Source organism: Leptolyngbya sp. AS-A5, assembly GCF_039962495.1.
Lineage (GTDB): Bacteria > Cyanobacteriota > Cyanobacteriia > Leptolyngbyales > Leptolyngbyaceae > Leptolyngbya.
This window is the reverse complement of record NZ_JAMPLL010000003.1, coordinates 128,653-154,708: the sequence shown is the minus strand read 5'-3', so window position 1 is coordinate 154,708 and position 26,056 is coordinate 128,653. Positions and strand designations below refer to the sequence as shown.

Sequence of the window (26,056 nt, the reverse complement as noted above, 5' to 3'; positions counted from 1 at the left end):
CAAATAAGGATTCTGCTTCTAGTCTAGGACATTCACAATTGTCCCAGCAAAAAAGGCATCTACAGATGAGATGCCTTAATCGATTAATTTCTGGTCGGTCGTCGGGGTGCATCTCCTCGCGGCGAGGGGCGACCTTGGGGACGGGGCGGACGTTCTGAGTCGCCTTTCTCTCGAGGCTGACCGCTCCCGTGAATATCTAAATTCACCGTCTGTCCCGCAGCTTTGGCAACCCCCTCGATCGCGCTCCGAATTACCTGAACATTTCGCCCACCGCGCCCAAACACGCGCCCTTTGTCGGTTTCTTCAAACGCTAAACGCACCCAAATTCTCGAACCGTTGGCTAAGACTTCACAGTCGATTCGTAGAGCATTGGGCGTTTCTAGAAAAGGTTGAACAAGAAACCGGATGAGTCCGGCGTAGTCTGGAGTTACAGGTTTCACAAGTCTTAGACGGATTCAGATTTCAGTTGCTCAAGCACGTTGTTCTTGAAGAGGATGTCGCGAACGGTGTCGGTCGGCTGTGCGCCTTTCTTTAACCAATCGAGAATCACAGGCACATCCAGGCGGACTTCATCCGATCGGGGGTTATAAAATCCGACTTCTGCCAAAGGGCGACCATCGCGCCGGCTGGTGCTTTGAGCGACGACAATCCGATAGCTGGCTTCACGCTTTTTACCGAAGCGCTTTAATCTCAATTTGAGCATGACTAGAACCGAGGACTCCTTATGAATAGTTACAAAGTGATATGGCGTTTTGCCATACTTCCCGGAATAGACATTCTAACACGGTGAGGGTAGATAAGCGCGATCGCGGCGGATTTCAACGAATATTTCTTGAGAGGAACTGAAAAACGCTTGAGAAGAAAATGACGATCGCGCCGGTCATCAGTGCAAGAATCACTAGAGCAGCAATCGTACTAAACACAACCAATACGCCATCGGCTTCGATTAATCCGAGACTAATCGCGACGATCGCAATCGCAGGCAAGATATTCCCAAACGGAATCGGTAGCACAATCACAAAGGCAAGCAACAGGAACAGCAAGCCGAGCGATCGTTCTACGAACGGCGTTGTTGCAAAGTGCCAGCGCGGGCGAATCAACCGTTCAAACTTTTGAAGGTACCGCAAAATTTGCCGGACAATTTTCTCGAAATCTTTGCGCTTGAAACTACGATTTGCCAGCCAGCGCGGAAGTCGCGGACTGGAAAAACCACACAGTAACTGAATTGAGAAAATGACCAGCGGTAGACCGATAATGGCAGAAACACCTGCGATCGGTAATGGCAAGGCTTCCGGTAACGCGCAAATTAACAATGTTGGCCCAAACGCCCGACTTCCTAAGCTCTCAATCAGTTCACCCAAACGAATCGTTTCGCGATCGTGCTGCTGCAATAAATTCTGCAACATTTCCGAAGTATGTAACTGAGGCGGGGAGTTGTTTTGAAATTGGCTCATGTTGGATAGGGCGATCTCAGAACCTTTACTGTTGAGCTTGCATTAGCAGAACAGGATTGAAACAGCAATGCTCAGCAAATAACCCCCACTAAATTGATTCTTCAAGGAGCAAAACAATTCGATGTTCTCCAGGTGTAATGTCGCTAGGAAGTTGAATCGTAAGATTGCCATCCTCTGCAACGATTGCTCGAACCTCAACCGTTTTAATTTTGGCTTCTTTTACTCCGGCATCAAATTCAATTCTGACTGTTGGTGAAGTTAATCACTGATGATTACGTCGAGTTGCGCGGCTGAAATCATACTCAGCGCTTAATTCTCCGCCATCAGAATCCAAGGTTGGTTTAGAGCCCTTGGTCATACATTCTTTTTTCTGATGAGGTTGCGAGTCGAACGCTAAGAATGCGAATGAGATTTAGCTTTTTCCTCATCCCACTCGAACCCGACAGTCAGGGCTTCGCGTTAGCCTCTAACCTCACAAGTTACCGAAGCCTTTCTTCTTCTTATCTTTGCTGCCTTTCTTCTTCTTGCCGCCGCCTTGATAGCCTCTATATCCAGGCTGAGGGGGACGCATTCCACCGCCCATGCCGCCGAACGGATTACCGCCACCAAACGGATTCGGAAGTCCGCCCATCGGCATCCCGCCCATACCAGGAAAGCCCATTTGACCGGAACCCATTTGCTGCATCATCGATCGCATTCTCTGGAAATTCGTCACCAGTTCGCTGACTTCTTTATCCGAGTGACCTGAACCCCTAGCAATGCGCTTGCGGCGACTGGGGGAATTGGAGAGCAAATCGGGATTTTTGCGCTCTTCAATAGTCATCGAGCCGATCATCGCTTCGGCTTTTTTCAGTTGCTCTTCGCCTTTTTGAAGCTGTTCTTCATTCACCATCTTGCCCATGCCCGGAATCAGCTTCATGACACCACCGAGCGATCCCATGTTCTTGAGCAGGCGGGTTTGTTTCAGGAAGTCTGTGAAGTCAAATTGTGCAGAGAGAATCTTCTCCTGCATTTTTTCGGCTTCTGCCATGTCTACTTCTTCGCGGGCTTTTTCCACCAGCGTCAAGACATCACCCATACCAAGAATCCGCGATGCCATGCGATCGGGGTAGAACGGCTGCAACGCATCCACTTTTTCCCCGATCCCAATAAACTTGATTGGCTGACCTGAAATCCGACGCACCGAAAGTGCTGCACCCCCGCGAGTATCGCCGTCCATCTTGGTCAGAATCGCACCTGTGACACCGATTTGCTCGTGGAACGTCCGAGTCAAGTTTGCAGCTTCCTGACCCGTCATGGCATCCACAACCAGCAGCGTTTCGTGCGGTTTAATTGTGTCTTTGATGCGCTTAAGTTCGCCCATCATCGATTCGTCAATCTGCAAACGCCCAGCCGTATCCACGATCACGACATCAAAGCCGTCAGCTCTCGCTTTTTCCACCCCTTGACGCGCAATTTCAACTGGATCAGCATCTTTGCCCAACTCAAACACAGGCACATTGATCTGCTTGCCCAGCGCGACTAACTGGTCGATCGCTGCCGGTCGATAGACATCTGTGGCAACCAATAAAGCTTTACGATCTTCTTTCCGCAAGTGTAGCGCCAGCTTGGCAGTGGCAGTCGTTTTACCCGTTCCTTGCAGACCCGCCATGAGAACGATCGTTGGAGCCGTCTCCGCCTCAGCCAAGGGGACGTTGGCATCGCCCATGACTTTGACAAGCTCGTTGTAGACGATCTCGATAAACTGCTGATCGGGCCGCACTCCAGCAATGACTTCTGCCCCAAGCGCATTTTGTTCAACTTCTGCGACAAAATCTTTTACCACTTGCAGGTTGACATCGGCTTCGAGCAGAGCGCGACGAACTTCTCGCAAGGCATCTTTCACATTCGAGTCTGTGATTTTGTCTTGACCGCGAACTTTTTTCCAGGCTTGTTCTAAGCGATCGGCAAGAGCGTCAAACATAGGAGGAACTGATCAGGAGTTATCTTTTCCAGAGTAGCGTGTTTCTGGACGTGAGGGGCGCGATCACAGGGACGGAAATCCCTAATCACTAGGAATGTCCGCGCTATTTGCGAAAGGAATAGGGAGTAGGGGGGCTGAAAAGGGGAACAACGCACCACTCACCGCTTCGTTATTGCTTCACAAGCCTGTAATATCTATCTTCCTCGGTGAGTGGAAAAGGCTCGAGTTTGTAGCCTTGTTTTTGCACGTCTGATAACAGAGGCTCGTAAGCATCGTATAAGAATACTTCAGTGAAGTTATCGGGGATTTTCGGAGCCGTACCCGGTTTTGCTAACAGAAACTTGGTTTTTGGATCAAGGGCGTAGCTCAAGGCGATGATCAGGTTGGGAAAGGGTGTGTTACTTACCACTAAAGGCTCAGCAGTCCGTCCTATGATTGCGGCGGTTTGCTGGGGATTGATTGGAATGGCTTTGTTCCACCAATAAGGGGCTTGTGAACTCGCTGCACCAGAAAATACGCCAGCTAACAAAACGCAAATCAGTGCGGCTTGCCATACTGTCGATTGCCAGCGTGGTTTAGAAGCAGAAGCGATTTTTTTAGTAAATAGATAGGAGATCGCAAATTGAATGCCCAAATAGATCAAAAACAAATAGCGAGTCTCACCGGAAAAGCGATATCTTCTCAAAATTAAGTCCGGCAGCATCAACATCACAACTTGAATGCCGATCAAGCTCAAAAGCAGCAGCGAAGTTTTCTTTTCAGTATACGTCCACAAGTAATAAAGCGCGTAGCCAGAGAGCAGGAGAGCGGTCAGCGCAAAAGGAACGTGATAGGGAATATCAAACTTGGGGTACCCCAGCCCATAATCTAGAAAAACTCGCGTAATGTTGATTACCCAGCGGTTCACCAAATGCTGCAAGCTGACGCTGTTATTGAAGAAGCCTGCAATATGGCGTGGAGAAAAGTTGTTATGAATGGCGAATCCAATCCAACTCGCAAGCGCCAGTCCCCACATTAGCAGTGAGACTGCAAATCGGCGGACTGATTGATTCCACTGGAGCTTTTGTGTGAATAAAAAGTAGATTGAGTGCGCCACCAGCACTAAACCAAAATAGAGATACGAGTAAGCGCCGACGACTAGAGTGAGTCGATAAAGCCACCAGTGGCGATTCGAGGGGTATCGCAGGGCGCGGAGCAGTGCAGCACTAGACACTAAGGTCAGAAAGATCCACAAAGTGTAAGGGCGTGCCTCTTGTGCATAAACGAGATGGGCTGGTGAAAGCGTGATCAGGGCTGTCGTAATCAAGCTTGCGATCGACGAGCCAAACAATTCCCAGGTTAACCAGTAAGCCGCAGGCAGCACCAGCAGACCAAAGAAGACCGATAGCCCTCTGGCAACTGCGATCGAGTCCTGGAACCGCATTCCCCAGTGGGTTAACACAAAATAAAACGGCGGGAGTTGCGGCTCTTCTTTTGCCAAACTTGTGACTACATCAGTGGTCGTTCGGCTTAAATCCATCCGCTGATACTTCATCAGGTCTTCGCGACCGATTACTTGCTCATTCACAATGTCCTGAAACATCTGCGCTTCAGTGTGACCTGTGCTGCGTAGAAGGGTGTAAGACTCATCAAAGGAGATAGATTTGAGATCAAGATTGACAAATCTAAAGCAGATTCCCACGACAAGCAGCAGGATTACTAGAAAACGAAGCTGTTTTGGGAAAGTCATAAACTACACCATTCGTCTTGAGAAAATATCGAATGCGCGAAGAACCCGCGATCGACGAGCTTACTGAAATTCGGCGACAGTCATGAGCAACCGCACATGATCGCACTTTCTAACAAGGTTGTAAAGCGGTTCAGAACACCTGTCTAGGCGATCGGATAGGAACCTTATCCGTACTACACAGAAGGAGATTTTTTATGAAACTCCCGTAAAATTACTGATTCAGAAATCTTCTTCCGATATATTTACAGAAGTGATTCCACAGCGATCTTCGCTTCGCCTATGCCTACCATTTCTGAAAACTCCTCGTTTCTTCCCACACCTTCTGGTGCGCTCAGGATCGATGGCCTTGCATCACTCAGTTCAATCGGAGTTGATCGCAACTCGGCAGATACACTGACTGAACAGGTTCAGCTTTCGTTGATCGTTCCGACCTACAACGAAAGCGGCAACATTCACCGGATTATTCGGATTCTGTGTAATCTTCTCGATCAGGCTTTGCCGAATGATTACGAGTTGATTGTAGTGGATGATAACAGCCCCGATCGCACCTGGGAACTGGCGCAAGCGTTGATGCCAGACTATCCGCATCTGCGCGTGATGCGTCGTCAAACCGAGCGAGGACTTTCAACCGCAGTCATTCGGGGGTGGCAAGCGTCGAGAGGGCGAGTGTTGGGTGTGATTGATGGGGACTTGCAGCACCCGCCAGAAGTGTTGATGAAGCTATTTGCGGCGATCGCTCAGGGTGCAGATGTGGCGGTTGCGAGTCGTCATGTTGAAGGAGGCGGAGTCAGTGACTGGAGCGCGGTGCGACGGTTTCTGTCACGGGGTGCTCAGACGCTGGGCTTGGTGATTTTACCCAATGTGCTTAGCCGAGTTTCAGATCCGATGAGCGGCTATTTTATGGTGAGACGCAGCGCGATCGCAGGACAAGTTCTCAATCCATTGGGCTACAAAATCCTGATCGAAGTGCTAGGGCGTGGTGATATTGCACAGGTTGCGGAAGTTGGATATGTCTTCCAAGAGCGAGAAGAAGGTGAAAGTAAAGTTACCTGGAAGCAATACAAAGACTACATTCACCATCTACTGCGGCTGCGCTTTTCAACTGGTCGGCTGGGGCGAATTTCACACAAATTGGATTTTCCACTGGGGCGCTTTATCCGCTTTGCGTTAGTCGGATTTAGCGGGCTTGCAGTGGATATGACGGCGCTCTACTTGCTTTATGATGTCTTGGGACTTGGACTGACTCGCAGTGCGATTTTGGCGGCAGAACTGGCGATCGTCAATAACTTTTTGTGGAACGATCTTTGGACATTTAGAGATTTTTCTAAGCAGCAGCGAAAACGGCGACAGATTGTTAAACGGTTTGTGAAGTTCAACATCATCTGTCTGATGGGGCTGATCCTGAAAATCTTGCTGTTGAATCTCCTGTTCAACGGTCTGCATCTCAACGCCTACGTCGCAAACTTCCTGGCAATCATCGCTGTAACCATCTGGAATTTCTGGATCAACCTGAAGCTAAGTTGGCGTGTGACTGAAGTGAAGTAGACTGAAGTTAGTTTAGTTTTTCAACAACGGATAATATAACTGTCCGGTTGCATTAATTAGCCCTGCTTCGTTCCCTGCTTGGGTTCCGGTTCCGGTGAAAATATCCACTCGTCCTGCGCCAATAATCGCGCCGCCTGTATCTTGATCCAACATAAAGCGACTGACCGATCGCGGCTCATACTGCCGATCCGCCTTCAAAATCGGTAGCTGTGTTTGAATCAACGCTAATGCTCCGGGCGGCATGAGTGATTTGTCCGTTGCGATCGAGCGATCGGCAGTCACCGGAACTCCCAGACTTCCCAAGGCGGGCGCTCCGGAGGTATTTCTAAAAAACACAAACCGACGATTCCGAGGCAAATAGATATCTAGGTCTTTTGGATTCTGTTGAAAATACTTCAGCACGTTCGGGAGGTTTAGCTCCTTTAGCTTCAGCTTGCCGTCTTTGACTAATTCGCGCCCAATTCCGGTGTAGGGCTGATCGGTTAATCCTGCAACGCCGATCGTCATTGTGGTTCCGTCAGTCAGCGTTAGGCGGGCGGAGCCTTGAACTTGAATCAAAAAGGCTTCTAGTCGATCGCGCATCCACACTAATTCCGAGCCGCGCAGCTTACCTTTACCACTCTGTAATCCGTCTGTACCTTCTAGCTCTAATCGGGTTGGGTGTGGCTTTTTCCACTGTGAGAAGTCAGCGGGAAGTGAGTATAACGGGTAACGATAGGTAGCGGTTTGAGTGCGACTAGCGGTATGAACTGGCTCAAAATACCCCGTAAACGCAACCGTTCCTTGGTTGTCTTTGCCGATCGATTGATAAAACACAAATTCTCGTGTGATCGCTCTTGATAGCGCTCGGTTCGATTTCGCGGTTAACAGCAATTGTCGAAAGCGCTTCAAGCTGCGAATTACGCGATCGCGAGTAACGGTTTTGACCGGATATTTCTCATAGGCTTGAATTGCTTTCGGAGTTTCTAAGTATCGCAAGCTGTGATCAATCGCGCTTAGCATGGCTCGACGATCGCGCAAAATCTGATCATCAATTGCGACCAGAGATTTCACGAGCGGTTTGAGTGGTACTTGAACCGGAGCAGTAATCGGTTTGGGCTGTGCCAGCAGCGGAACAGTCGGCACGCCAAAAAGTAACAAACTGAGAATGAGCGATCGTTTCATGAATGATTCGGATAAGAACACGATCGGATTTGCCCCACCAGACGTTCATAAAACAATCAAAGTCCCCACTCGTGGGGGATTTAGGGGGCTTTCCGCAGACTTCAACGCAAGCCAAAGGCTTTTATCAAACTTATGTCAATGCCATTTGACTCAGAAAATTCGCGCAAGTTCCTAATCGTCTGCGCCACGATGCACTGTTTTCACCCACTTCAAGCGCTTCGAGCGAATTGACATTCTCAACGTTGCCGTAGACACGATCGCAAACCAGTGCAGCATATAAATCGCACCCCGCAAACCCTGAACCATCAGCGTTGCCCAATCGAGCAACGATTGATGTTTTGCACTCTTGAGCCGTCGAACACGGCGCAAGCCCCCGATCGCGCTGAATAAAAACAGCAACATCATCATCGCGGAAATCGGACTGGTCAGCATCATTCGGTGACGCAGCACTGCCATGAGAAAATCGGGAATTGCAGCAGTCGGCATCACATACTGAAGCGTCCAAAACATCGCCAGATCCAGCGTTTTGCGGGTTCCCATGCGGTTTTGCAAAATTAACCGCCAGTAGTCGAGATAGCGCTGATAGCCACCTTCCGCCCAGCGATTTCGTTGATGCCAAAGCGCGATCGCGCTCGTCACACCCTCTTCATACACCGCAGGCTCCGTCACCACTTCAATATCCCACTGATTCAGATGCAGCCGGAAAGTCAAGTCCAAATCATCGGTGATCGTTTCCTCGTTCCAGCCGCCGCAATCGATCAACGCTTCTCGGCGTACCAGTTGACCATTGCCGCGCAGTTCACCCAATCCACCGATCGTCGAACGCTGCTGATGAATAAACGCATCCAGCGCCATTTCTGCCATTTGTCCTCGAATCCAGAAGTTATTTGCATCTTTTGAATGAAACTCTGGCTCGGCTTGAATAATGGCTTTTCTAACCTGGATTGCACCGACATCACCGCGATCGAACACAGGCAATACGCGCCGGAGAAAATCGGGTTCTACTTGAGCATCCGCATCAAACACAACAATGAATTCGCCTTGTGTGAGCGGCAATACCTGATTCAGCGCGCCGGATTTACCACCGCCTGCATTGGCGGGACGATGAAATACGTTTAACTGCGGGTACTGCGTTGCTAACTGATCGAGAATTTCAGCCGTTTGATCACTACTGTCGTCGTTGATGATCCAAACTTCGTAGCGATCGTTTGGATAATCCAATCCGCACAGCATTTCGACTAAGCGCCCAACGACCGCTTCTTCGTTTTTGGCTGCCACCATCAGCGACACCCTTGGGAAAGCATCATCATCTTCGAGCGGTTTAGGCAAGCTGCAAGGACGCGCCAGAATCAATCGAGCCGCATGAAGGCTCATCAACGTGGTCACACCCAAAACCAACCAGTAGCCCCATGCCATTAGATGCAGCGCGATCGTACTGCCCCAAATCGCAGCAAACACGACCGCCGCTTTCTTCCTACGTCCTTGAAATCCGCGAAAGGTTTTCGGTTCTTCCGGATCGGGTAACTCCGTCATTAATGCGGTCAACGCCTCAAGCTCAAAAGAATCGTTTTCTTGCCAAGATTGCTCGGACATAGTTGCAGTGTCTAACGCCCAGTAAGTGTTTCGTGTCGCTAAAGTTTCGTGTCACTAAAGATTCAAATCGAATCGTAAAGTTTTCGCTACATTGACAGCTTACCGTGCGATCGCTCATTTGCGCGGATTTCTTCTAGCGCTCCTAATGGGCTTTTTCTTCCCACAAATCTGGCACAGACTTTCCACATTGCCGCAGTTCGGAGTCTAAAAACAGCCAGTAAAGAATTTCTTCTGCGCGATCGCGCTCTTCGCGAATTTCGTCTAACTGACGCTTGATCGCTTCATACTGGTTCTCATCAGCACATTCAAATGCCTGCTCAAACTGAACCCGATGTCGATCTTGAATTCTGAGAAATTGATAAGCATACTCATCGACACGCGGATCTTCAACCATCCAGCAGTGATCAATCACATACAAAATATCCGATCGCGACACAGATTGCAGGTTCACTCAGTATCCTTAAACACATGGGTATTCTATCAGGCAACGCGAAAAATGACGCAGCAGTCGTTGGATCGTAAACAAATTAAGTACCATTGAAGTGTCATCTAGATTACAGAAGATAAAATTCTTTAAGCTCAAAGAAAACAGTTTTTAATATAGAGAATTGCAAAACCTCTTAAGGTTTGAGGATAAAATCCGTTAATTTAAGAGCATTAAAGCTCCTTAACCTCTCATTCCGCATATGAGAATTCAATTAGATCGAAAGTTAACAATCCGCCCTAAAAAACTGCTCTGCACTATCCGCAACACTCCCTTCGAGATGGGTAAAATTCGGCTCTTGCTCTACACCGATCGCGGATTGCTCCTTGGCGATATTTCTCCGGAGTGCCTCAAACTTTCTTCTGCTGAAATTCGCTCTAGGCTGCGAGAAAGAGGTTGCGCCCTGCTGCAAGACGATGACATTACACCCAATGACAGCATCAGAGAACGCGCTCTTGAACTTTTACAAGCGGCGCAAGAAGACGTGAAATTTCCAACAACATTGGACTGGTGGTTTAAGAAATTTGAGATTTTTTCCGAAGAATCGCAAGAACTCGAAGCAACTCGCACCGGACTATCTGACTACTATTTAATGGAGCGATCGCGCTTACAAAAGATTCTTGACGACGATCGTGACTAACTCAAACACACAACCCAAACCCAGAGCGATTTGCGCTAGTGTTGAGGAGTGGTGATAGACAGTTGATCGTGATACCGCTTCAGAAATTAACGGCTTCTTTTGGGTTGGCAATGCTATGTGTGTTGCCCTTATCCAGTTGTTCTAACCTTCCCGGCGCAAATTCGCTGCGGGATTCACTTGCGGCTGACCCGCGACTCGATGGATCGCCGAGTCCGCAAGCTTCGAGTCAACCGCTCGTCCAATTGCCCCCGAAGTTTCCGGCAGAGATTCCCAAGTATCCAAATGCCACGCTGATTGATGCCCAATCAACGGGTGAACTCCCCACTGAGCAGAGCGCTGATTTGGTGGCTCGATGGAAAAGCTCGGACGCTCGCGATCGCGTCTTCAATTTCTACCGGGATGAACTGCAAAAGAACGGGTGGACGCTCGATCAGCAGAACGCTGATCAAGGGCAGTTGATTGCCTCGCGGCAGGGCTTGAAAGTCGCGATCAGCGCTCAGTCAGCGCAGAATGGAACGAATTTTACGATCGAAACGAAGTCCGAAGCGAATCAAACTCCCAATACTGCACTAAAACCGGGTGATCCTAACTTTGTTGGACCTGTGCTGCAGACTAATGCCGCTCCACCTGCGGATACTTCTAGCACTCAATTTTCCGACCTGGATAAAGCACCGCAGGAACTCCGTAGCTATCTCAAAGACTTAGCTCAGCTTGGCATCTTCGACACTCAAGCGAAGTCAAACAATAACCGCTTTGATCCGAATAAAAACATTACTCGCCGCGTTTATGCGCGGTGGCTTGTGACAGCAAACAATCGGATTTACAGCGATCGTCCCGCTCGTCAAATTCGATTAGCGGTGAATACGGGGCAAGCTGCATTCCGGGATGTCAACGCCAAAGATCCAGATTTTGGGGCGATTCAAGGATTGGCAGAAGCGGGGTTAATTCCGAGTCCGTTGTCTGGCAATAGTGGGGCTGCGTTATTTCGCCCGGATGCGCCCCTGAGTCGAGAAGACTTAATTTTGTGGAAGATTCCGGTGGATACGCGGCAAGCGTTACCGAATGCCACGATCGAATCTGTGAAGCAATCTTGGGGATTTCAGGATGCCAATCGGATTGATCCAAGAGCACTTAGAGCCGTGTATGCTGATTTTCAAAATGGGGATCAATCCAACATTCGGCGTGCTTTTGGGTATACGACACTCTTTCAGCCGAAACGATCGGTGACTCGTGCGGAAGCAGCAGCGGTACTTTGGTACTTTGGATTTCAAGGCGATGGGATTTCTGCTCAAGAGGCGTTGAAAGGTGGGGCAAAGCCCGGATAATGTTTCTGGACAGAAAGTGATCTTACGATTATGAAGTTTCGCTCTTTTCTCAATGCCGTGGCTGCGATCGCGGTCGTTCTCCTGCTAGTGGCAACGATCGGGTTTAGCTGGATTTTCGCTCAAAGTCCGTTCAGTTTACTCAAGGGCAGCCCAAAGAGTACGCCGACTGCGGCGATGTTTGTTTCCAGGCAAGCGCCTCTGATGGCTTCGTTGTTAGTCAATCCAGACCGATTAGAGAGTTTGCGTCAAGTGGCGGCAAAACCGAGCGATCGTGCTGCGACGCGCCAGGAATTTGAGCGGTTTGAGCAAGGCATTTTGGGGGCGGAGCTGGATTATCAACGAGATGTGAAGCCGTGGTTAGGCGATGAGATTACCGCAGCGATTACCAGTCTGGATGTCGATCGCGATGACGAAAACGGCAAAGAAGCAGGTTACTTGCTGGCGTTGGCGACTAAGGATACCGAGCGATCGCGGGAGTTTCTTCAGCTTTTCTGGCAAAAACGTGCGATTGCTGGAGCCAATTTAGCGTTTGAGGATTATAAAGGTACGAAGATTATCTACGGCAAAGTAGAGACGGAATCTGTACCAATGACGATCGCAACCGCCGTGGTGGGTCGTCAGTTTGTGCTGTTTGCGAATAGTCCGAAAGTGCTGCGGAATGCGATTAATAATGTTCAAGCCGTAGAACTTAATTTGGAGAATTCAAGCGAATATCAGCAGGCGATCGCAGCGCTCGATCATGGGCGAGTTGGCGTTGTGTTTGCAAATCTGCCGCAGTTGGCCGCGTTGAATGGCCAGGACATTAAAGAGGCTGGCTCTGCCGCGATCGCGCTCGGTTTGGATCGCAAAGGATTAGTTGCGGAGACTGCGCTGATTCGGAGCGGTACAAAGTCTCATTTATCGAAACAGGCGATCGATGCGCTGAAATACATTCCCGCGATCGCGCCCGTTTCAGCAGCCGGAGTGAATTTAGATCAGTTGTGGTCAGGATTATCAAGCGATCAGCTTGTCTCGAAATGGATTGATTCCCCGATCACGTCACTTGGAAAGCGATGGAATCTAAACTTACCGCAAGATATTTTTAGCTGGGTCAAAGGTGAATATGCGTTGGCATTGATTCCAAATGCGAAATCATCGGATTGGGTGTTTGTGGCAGAGAAAACCGCAGATGCGGACAGCGCGATCGCACATCTTGACGACTTGGGTAAAGCACAAGGGATTACGGCAGGAACGCTGCAAGTTGGAGATCAACCTGTATCGATTTGGACGCGATTGGATTCTACAAATGCCGCCAAGAAAATTGATGCTGAAGTGGTTGGAGTTCACACAACGATCGAAAACTACGAAGTTTTCGCAACTTCGATGAATGCGATGAATACGATTCTGAATGCGAAAAAGAACGTCTTAGCAAATAGCAAAATATTCGATCAAGCGATCGCAGCGTTACAAAAAGAGAATATCGGTTATCTATACGTTGATTGGGAAACGGCACAACCGATTTTAGAGCAGCAATTACCGATTCTTAAAGTTGCAGAACTCGCAGCCGCGCCAATTTTTGAACATCTACGATCGTTAACGATTAGTAACTACGGCAATCGCTCCGGGGTGCAGCGTGGTGGTGTGTTTATCCAACTGAGTTGAAGCGATCGAGTGAAACCTGATTTAGCAGTGAATCAGGTTCACCTTTTGCTTGACGTGCAAAACGACGCGCTAGAGGCGGCACGATCGCCAGCGGATTACCAAATCCTGAGAAAACATGAAGATTTTCGCGCCCTGGAATCTTGCCCACCAGGGGGAGACGATCGCCGCTAAATGCCACTAAACAATGCTGCCAATTGCCCGCTAACGCTCCAACTTTCGGCAACACCCGACTAATCTTCTTTCGCAAGTCTGCTTCACTTTGAGTTGCATCGATCGCTGCATTCGGATCAGTTAAGGTGCGGCTGACTTGTCCAATCAGCAGCCGTCCATCGAGAAATTGTACGGCTCCAGCATCGAGAATAGCAGGTGCAGGTTCTGCTCCCGGTTGATCCCAAATCACATCATCTCGACTGGCATTCGCTTCGAGTTGAAATCGTTCCGCTTCAGCAGGCATCACTAAGGTACTGAGGCGTAAATCCGTGGCTGGAATCTCGATGATTTCAGCATGGGTGAAATATTGGGCGATCGCAATTCCCGCTTTTTTCAAGAATTGCCGCGTCACTCCACCCAGACAAAACACCACATTTTCCCCAAAGAACTCGCCTTCTGTAGTGTTGACTCCACCTTCAATTAAGTTTGTCACCGTAGCAATCTTGTAAGTCCCGCTCGATGCTTGCACCGCGCTCCGCGTTCGCTGCATTGCTCCAATGTAAGCCTGTGCTGTTTTTCCCGCATCGATATGCCCATGTTTAACCGTGAGCGCTCCAGCAATTCCAGTTGGATCAAGTAAGGGTTCGAGGTCACAAGCGGCTTCAACGGTGAGGAATTGGGGTGGTGTCGCAAAATTGGCGTAGGCGGCGACCAGTTTTGCAGGATCGGATTCGGGGGCGATCGTCAGCAATAAATCAATTTCACGAAATTCTGTTTCGCCGTCCAATTCAGCCGAGAGTGTTGGGTAAATCGCTTTACTTTCAGCACAGAGTTGGCGGGTTAGATCGGTTGTGCCTGACCAGTAAGCAATGCCTCCGTAACTTAATCGAGTTGCAGATTGAGAATTCGGATCAGCCTCTAGGAGAAGCACCGAAAAGCCTTGCTGCGTCAGTTCATAGCTGAGCGATGCGCCAGTAATGCCAGCACCGATCACAATCCAATCGTAAGTCTGCATAAAAAGATGAGGAATGATAGGGCGAATTGATCTTCGGACTAACCCGCTTTTTGCAGTTCATCCAGTTTTGCAAGCACTTCGCGACTATGAATGATCGGGTTCACACCTGTAAAAGTGGCTCGAAGTGTTCCTTCTGGATCAATGATGAAGGTATGACGCGCTGATCGCGCTCCCATCCAAGATCCGTAAGCCTTGCTGACTTTTCCCTTGGCATCAGCAAGGAGCGGAAATCTCAAGCCTTCCGAATCGCAGAAATCTGCATGAGAGTTCACGTCATCTGCACTGATCCCCAGAATTTGAGCGTTGCGATCGAGATATTTCGGCATATCTTCCTGAAATTTCCGCGCTTCTAAGGTGCAACCCGGAGTAAAGTCAGCCGGATAAAAATAAGCAACGACCCATTTACCGTGATAGTCTGAAAGCGAAACCGCTCCGCTCCCTTCATTACTCGGTAGCGCGAATTCCGGTGCGGGCTGATCGATCGATGGCAGTGTTCCACCCATTGCAAACGCAGGAATCGTTAGATTCAAGCTCATGACGATCGCACAGACACTCACAACCAAACCCTTAATCAAATTTCGATGCAGCATAGAACTTATTGAAACAAAACTTAATTAGAGTCTACCGTGATTGATGACCGCTAGGATTTCGGGATAGGAGCGCAATCGTATCTATGTCTTACAGCAGAACTTTGTAAGACTGACCAATTCTGGGTATCTCGCAGGGTTTTGCATCTGTCATTGTAGAAGAAGCAATTACGAAAAAATGTAACGAAAGTAGATGGTTTTAGCTTCTAAAGTCAGTATCCGTAAGGAACTCAAAGCGTTTTTACAACTTGCAGTCCCACTCGCCAGCGCTCAAGTTGCCCAACTTGCAACTGGGTTTGTCGATACCGTGATGATGGGGCATTTGGGGCAAGAGACTCTAGCGGCGGGCGCATTAGCAACGATTACATTTTTTTCGTTTGTAGTCACTGCGAGTGGGATTGCAATGGGCGTAAGTCCACTGGTAGCAGAAGCATATGGCGCAGGAGACAAAGCGCGAATTGAGCAAGTCACGCGCCAAGGACTTTGGCTCTGTGCGGGGTTGACCATTCCGCTGATGATTGCGATCGCCCTATTCGATTCCGTGATGCAATCCTTGGGTCAAGAAGTGGCGATCGTCAAACTAGCAAATGTTTATCTCGATATTTTGCTGTGGAGTGTGTTTCCATTTTTGGGGTTTGCCATGCTGCGGGGTGTGGTTGCAGCAATTTCTGAAACCCGCCCGATTATGATCATTGTGATTGCTGGAACTTTGTTTAACATTGTTGGCAACTATGTGCTGGGGTTTGGTCAATTTGGGTTTCCGCGTTTAGAGTTAGCAGGACTCGCGATCGCAAGCGTGCTGAGCTTGTGGGGCATGTTTCTCGCGCTGGTCGGCTATGTCTTGAGCCATCCGAAGTTAAGGCAATATCGATTCTGCGATCGTATCTATCCGCCTCAACCGCAGGAGATTTACGAATTGCTCAAGATTGGCATTCCGATCGGTGTGTTCTCCGCGCTTGAGATTAGTGTTTACACCGCTTTGACCTATGCAATGGGACTTTGGGGTGCAACGGGTTTAGCAGCACATCAGATTGTGATGCAGACAATCAATCTGATCTTTATGGTTCCATTGGGAATGTCGTTTGCGACCACAGCGCGAATCGGACAATGGTTGGGACAGCGTAATCCTGTGGGCATTTGGCAGGCAGGAAAAGTAAGTCTCAGCGTCGGAGCGATTTGGACAGGATTGATTGCACTGTTGCTGGTACTCTTTCCGCGCCCGATCGTCGGACTATATCTTGATGTTCAGTCACAAGAAAATGCGGAAGTCATTGGATTAGCGGTCTCAATGTTGCGGATTGGAGCGATCGCGCACTTCTTTGATGGGGTGCAAAAGATTGCGTATGGTGCGCTGCAAGGTTTGAAAGATACTCGTGTTCCGATGATCGTGAGTTTGCTGTGCTATTGGTGCGTGGGATTGTTTACGGCTTATGTGCTGGCGTTTCCGTTGCAGCTAGGCGGAGTCGGATTGTGGCTGGGGATTTTGCTTTCGGTTGCGATCGCGGCTGTTGCGTTTGTATGGCGATTTCAACGATTGACCTCGAATCGAATTGCGAATGCGAGTTGATAGGTTAAAACAATGAGACATCCAGAATCTCCTCCAGATGTCTCATTGTTTTAGCGATAGTTCACACCTAAACTTTCTCAGCAATCTGATACGGATTGGTTAGTTTCTCAAGCTGTTGGATCAACAAGCTTAGGAACAATCCTACATCTGTCACCACGCCGATCGATTCGATCGAACCTCGATCGCTCAGCTTCGTCACTACGGCTGGATTAATATCCACACAGACCATCTTCACACCAGAAGGAGTCATGTTCCCAACTCCGATCGAGTGCAGCATCGAAGACAGCATCAAAATCATGTCTGCCCCTTCAATCAAACGAGCATAATCCTGCTGTGCTTCGATCAAATCCATTTTCGTATCGGGTAACGGGCCATCATCTCGGATTGATCCCGCTAACGAGAACGGGATGTTATTACGAACGCACTCATAGAGAATACCGTTCTTGAGAACACCTGCTTCAACCGTTTTGGCAATGCTACCGTAACGGCGCACCATGTTAATCACCTTCAAGTGATGGCGATGTCCACCCCGCACTGAAACGCCGCGCTTCATATCCACACCGAGCGACGTTCCTAGCAGCGATTGTTCCATGTCGTGAACCGCGATCGCATTTCCACCCAAAAGCGCCTGAACATAGCCTTCCCGAATCAGTTTCGCTAGATGTTCACCACCGCCTGTGTGAATCACAACAGGCCCTGCTGTTACAACTACACGACCGCCTTGATCTCGAATTTGCCGCAGTTCCCAAGCGATTTGCTCGACGACTAATTCAACCCGCCGTTCGCTCGATACACCTGCACCCATAAAGCTGAATTCCTGAGTGTTGCGTTGTTCACGCGAGGATGACTTACGGATTGTGCGAATGCCTTCGACTCCGACCACGACACGATCGCTCGTCGTCAAATCTCGCAGCAATTTACATTGTGCGGATTGACCATCCGGAGAAACCGCGATCGCGCCGTCCATGCGTTGACGATCGACTTTTACCCATTCACCGTTGACTCGAACTTCAGTTGGGTAAATCGTGGTCACATAGAAATCATCGGGCGCAACGCCATTTTGAATGACAGGTTCAAGCTCGGCATCACAGACTTCTTGAGGACGCGGCAATGCACCCAGATCAATCAACTGCGACATAATCGTTTCCATCACTTCATGCGATGGAGCCGTGACTTTCACTTCTGCCGATGAGGTACTTTGCCGCTGAGTCCCTAAGTTGAAGTTCAAGACTTGGAAGCTACCGCCTGCTTCGACAATGATATCGAGCGCGCGATTGATCACACCTGAATCGAGCAAGTGACCATCAAGTTGCACAACTCGGCTTTCGATCGTCGCACTCGCATGGAGTTCCACACGGACGGGTTCTGTCACGCGCAACGTTAAGCATTTCGCGGCACCCCCAGCTTTGAGAAATTCGGTTAGCGGGGTTTCTAGTACCTGAAATCCTGCATCTGCCAAGCGCTGTTTCAGGTCTGCGCTGGCTTTGTTCATAATCACAATGTGATCCACGTTTACCGCATTACAAGCAAAGTTGACGGCATCTGGCTCAGAGATTGCAATGCGCTTTTCAGCCGGAACCCGCATTTCGATCAACCGATTAGAATACGCATCAAAAGCAGGTGGATAGTACAGCAGATAGCCATTGTTCAACGGGCAGAAGCAAGTATCGAGATGATAAAACCGATCGTCCATTAATCGCAGCGATAGCACCTCGACATCGAGCCATTTTGCTAAATAAGGATGCGAATCGAGTTCTGACCGAAAGCCATATCCCGCCCAAAGCCAGCGACCTTCGCGATCGAACAGTGCATCGCCCGCGCCTTCAAACGGCAATTCTGGCGGCAGTTCGTGAACCGTAAAGCCATTCTCCTCAAACCAAGCTTTGAAATACGGTTCTTCGCCTTGGCGCTCTTTGTGGTAGAAGCGACTGAGAACAGCAGTTTCACCGAGAACTAAGCCTGCATTTGCGGTGAATACCATGTCTGGAACGCCCTTCTGAGGCGGCACCAAATCAACGATCGCGTGTTCCTTGATCAAGTGATGCAGTCCTTGCCATTGTTCCACCGCGCGATCGCGTGAAGACTTGTGAATGTTGCCTTCCATCCACGGATTAATCACATAATCCACATCGTAATGGTCAGGCGCACACATCAGAATCCGAATCGAGGAGGTCATAGAAAAATCTGGGTAATGGGATAATCTAGGCAATCTACAAGAGTGAACGTGAGTTTGATCCGCGAAGTTGTATCGGTCAATACGGAAGCTCTAGGACACGGTTCGTGTTAGAAAGCGTGAATCCAATCCATTCTATGAACAAAAGGGAGTGGTTCTCGACAAATTTTAGGGAATAGTTTGAAAGGCGTTATTCACAAATCAAACCACATCAAATTGGGATACAAAAAATTGGGATACAAAAAACCCAGTGGCGCGACACCACTGGGCTGGTAGCTGTGAAAGTTGATACTCTCTAATGAAATGACTTATGCGCTAATCATCGCAGCGCCGATGCAATTCCTCATCTGTAGAATCACCGAAATGTGGTTTGCAAAACGCTGGAAGCTTCGAGAATCATGTCAGAGAATCCGTATTCACACGGTGTGTTTTCGCGCTGCGTTTGAAGATGATTAGAAGTTTTTCGATCGTTCATTATGCAACGGCGTGCAACTCTGTCGCATTTTCAGTAACCTTACCCGTCTTTAACCAAGCTTCTAGTTCAGCAGGCGGTTGTACTCGACTTAACTCAGCCCGCAATGCTTCACCTTCAAGCACTTCTCGCTCCAGCAAGGATTGAGATAGTTCTTCCAGCAGCGATCGATTGTTCTTCAGAATCGCTAAGGCAATGTGATGCGCGTTATCGACGATCGCTTTGACTTCGCGATCGATTTCTTCAGTCACTTTCGCGCTGATCTGACGACGCGAAGGAGCGTATCCTTCGATGAACTGCTGCTGCATTTTCTCAAAGGCAACCGGGCCTAACTCCTCGCTCATGCCGTAGATAGTCACAGTGCGTTCCGCAAGATCCGTGGCTTTTTGAATGTCGTCACTGGCTCCGGTTGAAACCTTACCGAAAATGACTTCTTCTGCCGATCGACCGCCTAGCAAAGTGGCAATCCGTCCCCGAATTTCGTCTTCTGCCATGAGGAAGCGATCTTCTTCTGGTAATTGCAGCGTGTAGCCTAATGCACCTACGCCACGCGGGACGATCGAGATTTTCTCAACCTTACCCGCGCCGGGCATCAATACCCCAATCAGCGCGTGTCCCACTTCATGATGGGCGACAATCTTCTTCTCAGTTTCGTTCAAGATGCGCGATCGCTTCTCAAGTCCTGCGATCACACGCTCGATCGCCTCATTGAAGTCTGCCATCACCACAGAATCGCGATTGTTTCGAGCCGCAAGCAGCGCTGCTTCATTCACTAAGTTGGCTAAGTCTGCACCTGCAAATCCAGGAGTGCGAACCGCGATCGTTGAAAGATCAACATCGCTTGCTAATTTGACGTTGCGAGCGTGAACGTTGAGAATCGCTTCACGCCCAATCTTGTCAGGACGATCGACGACTACTTGACGATCGAACCGTCCAGGACGACGCAGCGCTGGATCTAACACTTCTGGGCGGTTGGTTGCTGCCAGCAGAATCACACCCGTATTCGCATCAAAGCCATCCATCTCAGTCAGTAACTGGTTTAGCGTTTGTTCGCGTTCATCGTTGCCACCGGCGAAGTTTCCAGAACCGCGAGACTTACCAAGCGCATCTAACTCATCGATAAACACGATACAAGGCGCTTGTTGTTTCGCTTGTTCAAACAAGTCACGAACGCGAGAAGCACCAACCCCAACAAACAGTTCAATAAACTCAGAACCCGAGATCGAGAAGAATGGAACCCCTGCTTCTCCAGCGATCGCTTTGGCTAACATCGTTTTTCCGGTTCCAGGAGGCCCAACCAGCAAGACTCCTTTCGGGATCTTTGCCCCTAAGCGTGAATATTTCTCCGCATTCTTGAGAAAATCAACAATCTCTTGCAGTTCGGCTTTAGCTTCGTCTACCCCTGCCACATCAGTAAACTTCACGCCCGTTGTGCCTTCTGAGTAGATGCGGGCTTTACTTTTTCCAACGGTGAGCGCTGCGGCTCCGCCTCCTTGACGGTTAATAAAGAAGCTGTAGATTCCAAAGAAAATCAGCGGCGGTAACACCCAGCTAAAAATTGTACCAATCCAGCCGTAAGGACTTGGCGTAGGCGCGCTAAATTCAACATTGTTATCGCGCAGAATCTTCGGCAAATCGAGGTCGATCGCCACCGGAGCTGTAGTATACACCGGAGCACGAGTCCCATCCTGAGCAGGTTGTGTTGACTTCAGTGTGAATTCAATTTTGTCGTTTCCAATAATTGCCCGATCGACATTGCCCGATCGCACTTGAGAGACGAAATCACTATAAGCAACTTGCTGAGATTGTGAACTAAAGCTTGGCACCACAAAATTCAGCAGTAATAGTAACGCAAATACAATCAGCAATCCGCCTCCGAACTGCCGAGGGCGCTGAGTGCGCTTATTGTTTGTTTCTACTGGCATTGCGGATTTATCCCGAATCGTTTTCTCCATTGTAGAAAATGCACTGCGATCGCTCCCGTCGGAACGCTCTGCCAAAAGGTAAGGATTTCCGTACTTTATCGGCTGTTTTATTTGCAGAATTAGGGAAAGTAGCTGTTCTCTGTATGATTGAAGTAAAAATCAAGAATGCAAATTTTATGCTTTTAGGACTAAAGCGAATTGAGGTTCCACCAGGGCAGCGAGTCTTGTTACAGGAAGTTTCCTGGGAAGAATTCGAGTGGATTTTAGAAGAATTGAGCGATCGACGTTCTGCCCGAATCGCCTATGACAATGGAACTGTAGAGATCATGACCCCACTGCCTGAACATGAAGCAAATAAAGAAGTAATTGGGGATTTAATCAAAGCGTTGTTAGAAGAACTGGAGATTGAATTTTTGACACTGGGTTCAACAACGTTTAAGAATCAGGAGATGCTTAAAGGCATTGAACCCGATCAGTGCTTCTATATTCAAAACGAGTCCAAAATTCGGGGCAAGAAGCGATTAGATTTGAGTGTTGATCCACCGCCTGATCTTGCGCTTGAAATTGATTTGACTTCTCGGACACATCCCAGTATTTACCAAGCATTAGGAGTCCCGGAGCTATGGCGGTTTGAGAAAGGAAACCTGCAGATTAATGTGTTGCGAAACGGTCAATATGAAGTCTCAGAGCGAGGAGATATTTTTGCCAATTTACCGATCGCACAAGTGATTCCACACTACCGAGAGCAAAGCGACATGATCGGCAGGAATGCAACTTTGAAAGCATTTCGACAGTGGATCAGGCAACAGATTGGTTGATTCGGGTGCTCGATAGAAGTTTTGCCAGCCAAATTCGTCAACCTGCGGCAAGATAAGATAAATAACGCACTTGTTGAAATTTCCGGGACTTCAATGGCTACTTCTCTTAGCGGCGCTCAAATTCGGCAGACGTTTCTTGATTTCTTTGCACAGCGCGGACATCAACCGCTACCCAGTGCGTCGCTGGTGCCTGAAGATCCAACGGTGTTATTGACGATCGCCGGAATGCTGCCATTTAAGCCGATTTTTCTCGGTCAGCGACAGCCTGAATTTCCCCGCGCGACGACTTCGCAAAAATGTATCCGCACGAACGATATTGAGAATGTGGGACGCACGGCTCGCCACCATACGTTTTTTGAGATGTTGGGAAATTTCAGTTTTGGTGATTATTTTAAGTCGCAAGCGATCGTTTGGGCTTGGGAGCTTTCAACCAAAACGTATGGCTTGCCTCCAGAGCGCATCATCGTCAGTGTGTTCGAGGAAGATGACGAAGCGTTCGCGATCTGGCGTGATGAGATTGGTATTCCTGCTCATCGAATTCAGCGTATGGGGGCAAAGGATAACTTCTGGAATTCAGGCCCGACTGGCCCCTGCGGCCCTTGCTCGGAGCTGTATTACGACTTTCATCCAGAACTGGGTGATGACCACATTGATCTCGAAGATGATACACGCTTCATTGAGTATTACAACCTGGTGTTTATGCAATACAACCAGGACATTGATGGCAATTTAACGCCGCTTCAGAACAAGAACATTGATACGGGAATGGGTCTGGAGCGGATGGCACAGATTCTCCAGCAAGTGCCGAACAACTATGAAACGGATTTAATTTTTCCGATCGTTCAAACCGCTGCAAAGATTGCTGGAATCGATTACGCGATCTCAGATGAATCGACCAAAGTATCGCTGAAAGTGATTGGCGATCATGTTCGCGCTGTTGTTCACATGATTGCAGATGGCATCATTGCCTCGAATGAAGGACGGGGCTATGTGCTGCGGCGATTAATTCGCCGGGTAGTGCGTCATGGACGTTTAATCGGAATCAATCAAGATTTCACGCCTGATGTTGCAGAAACTGCGATCGCACTGGCTGAATCGGCTTACCCGAATGTGCGAATGAAAGAAACCGTGATCAAGTCGGAACTGAAGATTGAAGAAGAACGGTTCCGCAAGACGCTCGATCGTGGCGAAAAGCTATTAGAAGACATCTTGAACCAAGAACAAAAGCAGATCTCTGGAAAAGATGCGTTTGAGCTATACGACACCTATGGCTTCCCGGTTGAACTTACCGAAGAAATTGCGGCTGAAAAAGGTTTAACTGTTGATATGTCGGGCTTTGAAGCTGAAATGGAAGCTCAACGCCAACGGGGACGCGATGCTCATAAAACGATCGATTTAACTGTTCAAGGAACATTAGATACGCTGGCAGAAACAATCCAGGAAACAGAATTCTTAGGCTACAAACAACCTTCTAGCCTAGCGGAAATTCAACTGTTGTTAGTAGATGGCGAAACGGTTGAGCAAGTCGAATCTGGAACCGAAGTGCAAATCGTTCTGAACCAAACGCCGTTTTATGCAGAATCTGGGGGTCAGATTGGCGATCGAGGTTATCTGTCTGGTGAAGATTCGGTGATTCGGATCGAGGATGTGAAGAAAGAGTCAGCGTTCTTTGTTCACTTTGGACGAGTCGAGCGCGGAACGATGCGAGTGAGCGATCGTGTCACCGCTCAGATTGATCTGTCCTGTCGTCGTCGCGCCCAAGCCAATCACTCTGCCACACACTTGCTACAAGCAGCACTGCGTAAGATTGTCGATGAAAGCATTTCGCAAGCGGGATCATTAGTTGACTTCGATCGCTTACGGTTTGACTTCAACTATTCCAAGCCCTTAACACTGGAACAACTGCAACAAGTTGAAGAACAAATTAACACCTGGATTGCAGAAGGACATCAAGCAGAAATTGCCATTATGCCGATCGCAGATGCGAAAGCAAAAGGTGCAGTCGCAATGTTTGGTGAAAAGTATGGGGATGAAGTTCGCGTGATTGATTTCCCTGGAGTTTCGATGGAGCTATGCGGCGGAACTCATGTGAGTAACACCGCAGAAATCGGATTGTTCAAGATTGTTTCTGAGATCGGAGTCGCGGCGGGAGTTCGACGGATTGAAGCAATCTCCGGAGCATCGGTGCTGGAATATCTCAATGTTCGTGAGGCTGTTGTTAAAGAGTTAAGCGATCGCTTCAAAGTCAAACCTGAAGAGATTTCTGATCGAATTACTTCACTCCAAACTGAGCTGAAGAACACTCAGAAGCAATTGGAAGCGGCGAAAGGACATCTAGCGATCGCCAAAGCCGATCAACTGTTAGCTGAAGCTGAAACCGTTGGAGACTTCAAAATTCTGGTGGCTCAACTCGAAGGCGTTGATCCGGCCGCGCTTCAGAAAGCCGCAGAACAACTGCTGCAAAAGTTGGGTGAAGGCGCGATCGTCCTGGGTTCAATTCCCGAAGCGGGTAAGGTGAGCTTTGTGGCGGCGTTTAGTCCAGCAGTCGTAAAGAAAGGACTGCAAGCGGGGAAAGTTGTCGGTGCGATCGCAAAAATCTGCGGCGGTGGCGGCGGGGGTCGTCCGAACTTGGCACAAGCAGGCGGGCGAGATACCAGCAAACTACCGGAAGCTTTAGCAGAGGCAAAACAGCAGTTACAAGCTGGACTGGTCTAATACTGAATCTCTAAATACTCGCTACAGATCTGGGTAAAGACGCGCTATAGCGCGTCTTTACGAGGGTATTGATAGCTCAAGTATTGATACTTTACTGCTTTGTGCGTTGGTTACGACGATATCGAGCTAAACAGGCTTCTAAATCTGTACAGGATTCAGCATCTAAGCTTGAATCACCCTCGCGATTACACATTTCGATGCAGTGTTGCAGCGATCGTGGTTGCGGTTGACGCATTTCTTTGAATAGTAAAAAACAGTCGCGAAACATCTCTTGTTAAAGGTGTAAACAACAAAAAATAGATCTCCAACAGCTTAAGAATGTTAGAGATCTTTAACCGTACCTAATTATTGCGATAGTTCGCATCCAGCCAGCAGCGGGGCAATGCCTCACCAGAAGGAAACACTAAAGCAGTTTTGGTATACTTTTCTGGGTCTTGCTCTTCTTGCCCTGCTTGATCGCGGGCAGGAACCATCTCTTCGTTTGGATCAATCAAAAGCTTCACATCCAGAACTTCGAGTAAGTTACCCGTTTCTTTTTCTTGCAGCAACATACAAAGCCTTCCTTGCGACACTGTGATTAGGATAAAGAACAATCAACGAATCGAAATTCCTCCTAAGACAGAGTTTCGTCAGGATTAATCGCATTCTTGAAGTCATCGGCGATCGGCTGTGCTGCTCCAATTACATCTTGCTTCATGCCATCCATCATCTGCGAAAGCTCTTCGCGAGTTTCAACTTTCAACAGGTAGCGGTTCACAAACCAAACCGTGTAACCGATTCCAACCAGTTCTAACAACCCGCTAATGATTGGAAGGCTCGTCACAAAGCCAATGACCCCGAAGATAAGATTCAGCGCAAACAAGGAGACTAGAATTGCACCAAGCACATAGACGATCGGCTTATACTCTTGCCAGAACGCCGAAATGTACTTCATTGGATCACTGAAAAAGTCTTCAATCTGAGCGCGATCGCGCTCCCATGCAGCAAGCCGACGCGCTTCGATCATCTCTTGCTCAGTCATTTGCTCAGCCGTTGTAGGCGTGGGCTCAATAGCAGAGCTAGATGGCATTTCAATTTGAGTAGTCATGTTAGTTTC

General features: G+C 48.7%; 22 protein-coding genes. 7 read left to right on the top strand and 15 right to left on the bottom strand.

The genetic code is table 11. The features are described 5' to 3' along the window. Positions 1 to 83: 83 nt before the first annotated feature. The 5 genes from NC980_RS05350 to NC980_RS05330 all read right to left on the bottom strand — a co-directional run bounded on the left by NC980_RS05350 (position 84) and on the right by NC980_RS05330 (position 5,146). Complete coding sequence (locus tag NC980_RS05350) at positions 84 to 440, bottom strand: KH domain-containing protein (protein WP_190377747.1); 357 nt, start codon at positions 438 to 440, stop codon at positions 84 to 86. 5 nt (positions 441 to 445) lie between these two features. Next, positions 446 to 703: a 30S ribosomal protein S16 gene (gene rpsP / locus NC980_RS05345; RefSeq protein ID WP_190377746.1), complete on the bottom strand. Its 258-nt coding sequence runs from the start codon at positions 701 to 703 to the stop codon at positions 446 to 448. A 115-nt stretch (positions 704 to 818) separates the two neighbouring features. Next, on the bottom strand, positions 819 to 1,454 hold the full coding sequence (locus tag NC980_RS05340) for an exopolysaccharide biosynthesis protein (protein ID WP_190377745.1): 636 nt from the start codon (positions 1,452 to 1,454) through the stop codon (positions 819 to 821). 472 nt (positions 1,455 to 1,926) lie between these two features. Continuing rightward, on the bottom strand, positions 1,927 to 3,417 hold the full coding sequence (ffh, locus tag NC980_RS05335) for a signal recognition particle protein (RefSeq protein WP_190377744.1): 1,491 nt from the start codon (positions 3,415 to 3,417) through the stop codon (positions 1,927 to 1,929). 169 nt (positions 3,418 to 3,586) lie between these two features. Then, positions 3,587 to 5,146 carry a glycosyltransferase family 39 protein gene (locus NC980_RS05330; protein WP_190377743.1) on the bottom strand — a complete coding sequence of 520 codons (1,560 nt, stop codon included), beginning with the start codon at positions 5,144 to 5,146 and terminating at the stop codon, positions 3,587 to 3,589. 279 nt (positions 5,147 to 5,425) lie between these two features. On the opposite strand from NC980_RS05330, the gene NC980_RS05325 reads away from it, so the two are divergent. Next, positions 5,426 to 6,691 carry a glycosyltransferase gene (locus tag NC980_RS05325; protein ID WP_190377742.1) on the top strand — a complete coding sequence of 422 codons (1,266 nt, stop codon included), beginning with the start codon at positions 5,426 to 5,428 and terminating at the stop codon, positions 6,689 to 6,691. A gap of 12 nt (positions 6,692 to 6,703) precedes the next feature. Here NC980_RS05325 and NC980_RS05320 read toward each other — a convergent pair whose 3' ends face one another. The 3 genes from NC980_RS05320 to NC980_RS05310 all read right to left on the bottom strand — a co-directional run bounded on the left by NC980_RS05320 (position 6,704) and on the right by NC980_RS05310 (position 9,899). Further along, positions 6,704 to 7,855, bottom strand: a complete 1,152-nt coding sequence (locus tag NC980_RS05320) for an MltA domain-containing protein (protein WP_190377741.1) — start codon at positions 7,853 to 7,855, stop codon at positions 6,704 to 6,706. 171 nt (positions 7,856 to 8,026) lie between these two features. Beyond that, positions 8,027 to 9,448: a glycosyltransferase family 2 protein gene (locus NC980_RS05315; protein WP_190377740.1), complete on the bottom strand. Its 1,422-nt coding sequence runs from the start codon at positions 9,446 to 9,448 to the stop codon at positions 8,027 to 8,029. Between the two features lie 142 nt (positions 9,449 to 9,590). Then, positions 9,591 to 9,899, bottom strand: coding sequence for a hypothetical protein (locus NC980_RS05310; RefSeq protein ID WP_190377739.1), 309 nt, complete (start codon positions 9,897 to 9,899; stop codon positions 9,591 to 9,593). 235 nt (positions 9,900 to 10,134) lie between these two features. Between NC980_RS05310 and NC980_RS05305 the strand changes: the two genes are divergently transcribed. From NC980_RS05305 to NC980_RS05295, 3 genes are all read left to right on the top strand, one after another. Next, positions 10,135 to 10,572, top strand: a complete 438-nt coding sequence (locus NC980_RS05305; RefSeq protein WP_190377738.1) for a hypothetical protein — start codon at positions 10,135 to 10,137, stop codon at positions 10,570 to 10,572. A gap of 68 nt (positions 10,573 to 10,640) precedes the next feature. Continuing rightward, a complete protein-coding gene (locus tag NC980_RS05300; protein WP_347272644.1) occupies positions 10,641 to 11,897 on the top strand; it encodes an S-layer homology domain-containing protein in 1,257 nt (418 codons plus the stop codon). 30 nt (positions 11,898 to 11,927) lie between these two features. Beyond that, a complete protein-coding gene (locus NC980_RS05295) occupies positions 11,928 to 13,538 on the top strand; it encodes a DUF3352 domain-containing protein (RefSeq protein ID WP_190377737.1) in 1,611 nt (536 codons plus the stop codon). Here NC980_RS05295 and NC980_RS05290 read toward each other — a convergent pair. Both NC980_RS05290 and NC980_RS05285 read right to left on the bottom strand, forming a co-directional pair. Next, on the bottom strand, positions 13,522 to 14,703 hold the full coding sequence (locus NC980_RS05290) for an FAD-binding oxidoreductase (RefSeq protein WP_190377736.1): 1,182 nt from the start codon (positions 14,701 to 14,703) through the stop codon (positions 13,522 to 13,524). The two genes, NC980_RS05295 and NC980_RS05290, sit on opposite strands and share 17 nt — an antisense overlap. A 38-nt stretch (positions 14,704 to 14,741) precedes the next feature. Then, positions 14,742 to 15,293 (bottom strand): peroxiredoxin, encoded by a 552-nt coding sequence (locus NC980_RS05285; RefSeq protein WP_190377735.1) that lies wholly within the window; start codon positions 15,291 to 15,293, stop codon positions 14,742 to 14,744. A gap of 190 nt (positions 15,294 to 15,483) precedes the next feature. Between NC980_RS05285 and NC980_RS05280 the strand changes: the two genes are divergently transcribed. After that, complete coding sequence (locus tag NC980_RS05280) at positions 15,484 to 16,857, top strand: MATE family efflux transporter (RefSeq protein ID WP_190377734.1); 1,374 nt, start codon at positions 15,484 to 15,486, stop codon at positions 16,855 to 16,857. Between the two features lie 67 nt (positions 16,858 to 16,924). Here NC980_RS05280 and NC980_RS05275 read toward each other — a convergent pair whose 3' ends face one another. Together NC980_RS05275 and ftsH are read right to left on the bottom strand one after the other, a co-directional pair. Then, on the bottom strand, positions 16,925 to 19,033 hold the full coding sequence (locus NC980_RS05275; protein WP_190377733.1) for a TIGR00300 family protein: 2,109 nt from the start codon (positions 19,031 to 19,033) through the stop codon (positions 16,925 to 16,927). Between the two features lie 471 nt (positions 19,034 to 19,504). After that, positions 19,505 to 21,427, bottom strand: coding sequence for an ATP-dependent zinc metalloprotease FtsH (ftsH, locus tag NC980_RS05270; protein WP_190378017.1), 1,923 nt, complete (start codon positions 21,425 to 21,427; stop codon positions 19,505 to 19,507). A gap of 176 nt (positions 21,428 to 21,603) precedes the next feature. Here ftsH and NC980_RS05265 point away from each other — a divergent pair, with 176 nt between their 5' ends. Both NC980_RS05265 and alaS read left to right on the top strand, forming a co-directional pair. Further along, a complete protein-coding gene (locus NC980_RS05265; protein WP_190378016.1) occupies positions 21,604 to 22,245 on the top strand; it encodes a Uma2 family endonuclease in 642 nt (213 codons plus the stop codon). Between the two features lie 93 nt (positions 22,246 to 22,338). After that, positions 22,339 to 24,960, top strand: coding sequence for an alanine--tRNA ligase (gene alaS, locus NC980_RS05260; protein WP_190377732.1), 2,622 nt, complete (start codon positions 22,339 to 22,341; stop codon positions 24,958 to 24,960). A 91-nt stretch (positions 24,961 to 25,051) separates the two neighbouring features. Here the strand turns inward: alaS and NC980_RS05255 are convergent, their stop codons facing one another. From NC980_RS05255 to NC980_RS05245, 3 genes are all read right to left on the bottom strand, one after another. Beyond that, positions 25,052 to 25,195 (bottom strand): hypothetical protein, encoded by a 144-nt coding sequence (locus NC980_RS05255; RefSeq protein WP_190377731.1) that lies wholly within the window; start codon positions 25,193 to 25,195, stop codon positions 25,052 to 25,054. A gap of 106 nt (positions 25,196 to 25,301) precedes the next feature. Beyond that, the gene (locus NC980_RS05250) at positions 25,302 to 25,511 is read right to left on the bottom strand and encodes an acetyltransferase (protein ID WP_190377730.1); all 210 of its coding nucleotides are present in this window, start codon (positions 25,509 to 25,511) and stop codon (positions 25,302 to 25,304) included. A gap of 62 nt (positions 25,512 to 25,573) precedes the next feature. Beyond that, positions 25,574 to 26,047: a CAAD domain-containing protein gene (locus NC980_RS05245; RefSeq protein WP_190377729.1), complete on the bottom strand. Its 474-nt coding sequence runs from the start codon at positions 26,045 to 26,047 to the stop codon at positions 25,574 to 25,576. Between the last annotated feature and the right edge of the window lie 9 nt (positions 26,048 to 26,056).